Raw genomic sequence first — 1,446 nt, 5'->3', positions numbered from 1 at the left:
CCGCCCACAATTCATTGCTGATTTTGCGTCTTGCCATGACCTCAGGATACGCGCCTTACGGCCTGACGTCCAGGTTGCGTTAGCGACTCTTAGTGCGGTCAGCACCTTCGCGAGCGACGGTAAAAACGACGGCAGCGACGAAGTCATGTGCCCAACGAAAGTCGGCGACGCGACCGGCATGACGCGACTGAACACGTCGTCGAGCAAGTGTGCGGCGTGTGCGTCAGGCAACGCCGCTGTCTCGGGGAGATCGATCATCGAGAACGTCGTTTCGGCATCGGAATGCGCACCACCCGGTTTGAACCGGTTGCTTGCAAAAAACGCGACTGGGTGCTGCGCGATCAGCTGCTCAAGCCACACGAATTCGCCGCGGTCCGCGTCGAACCATTGCAACACATCGTTCAGCTCGCGTGCTGCGCTGTCATTATCGGGCAAGCTAACCATGACTACTATCGGTTAGCGCGATCGAATTCGCGCTTAAGTATATTGAGCATTTCTGCACTGTAAAGTTTATCGTACCGCATTCGTCTGTCCTTGAGTTTGTTGCTTCTCCAATTCATTTAGCTTGCGGGCCAGAATAGGACCAATGAGGGCCGTCGATTCCGGCTTAAGCATTTCTCCATGACTGCAGTGAACATTGCAAACTTCGATATTCCCGCGCACATAAGGGTTCCACGCATCAGGCGTGACTAGCGTTTCAAATCCCGCCTCTGCTACCGTGGCTCGAAACAATAGCGCATCACCGCCATACTGCGGTAAAGAATAATCTCTTACGATACACCCATTATTCTTTGCAATTTCCTCGGTGTTTTCCAATAAATGCTCATCCATCGCCGCGACTAATTCATTGCCATAGTAGTCGGCGAACACATCTTTAACCATCGCCTGGTCAAATTGATCTTCTTGCTCTCCAAAAGCTTTGCCCGCAAAAGGGGTACTATCCAGTAACGCCAGCAACGCCACTTTTTCGCCTTGGTGTTCAAGTCGGACAGCCATGCTATGCGCCACATTGCCACCGAGGCTCCATCCTAATAAGCAGTAAGGCCCTTTGGGTTGAACACGGCGCATTTGTTCAAGATAGTCTGACACCATCTCGTCAACAGTAGACGCAAGCGGGCCTGTTCCATCGAACCCCCGAGCCTGCAAGCCATAAAGGGGCTGATCGGGGTGAAGGTAATTGGACAGGCCCATATAGCTCCAGCTCAAACCCAATGCGGGATGAATGCAGAAAAGAGCAGGACGGCTGCCTGTCGGCTTAAGAGGAAGTAGAACGGAAAACGAGTTTTCTTGAATCCCGTCATGCTTAACTAAATGGCGGGCCAAGCCTGCGAGAGTGGGCGCCTCGAACAGTGTGCGAATAGCAAGGTCAACCCCTAACGCTGTGCGTACACGATTGATTAGGCGCATGGCCAGCAGCGAGTGTCCCCCCAGCGCAAAGAAGCTGTC

The 1,446-nt window shown here is 53.2% G+C and carries 1 protein-coding gene and 1 pseudogene; both read right to left on the bottom strand.

The window, feature by feature from the left end; genetic code table 11:
- Window positions 1-444: pseudogene (locus tag B0O95_RS15970) on the bottom strand (hypothetical protein); the annotation flags it as partial.
- 66 nt (window positions 445-510) lie between these two features.
- The coding region (locus B0O95_RS15160; RefSeq protein WP_146064133.1) for an alpha/beta fold hydrolase at window positions 511-1,446 on the bottom strand (936 nt) is incomplete at its 5' end.

Origin of the sequence: Mycetohabitans endofungorum (assembly GCF_002927045.1) — a bacterium.
Classification (GTDB): Bacteria; Pseudomonadota; Gammaproteobacteria; order Burkholderiales; family Burkholderiaceae; genus Mycetohabitans; species Mycetohabitans endofungorum.
Note: the sequence above shows the minus strand (reverse complement) of the source record. Positions and strands in the feature narration are given on the sequence as shown.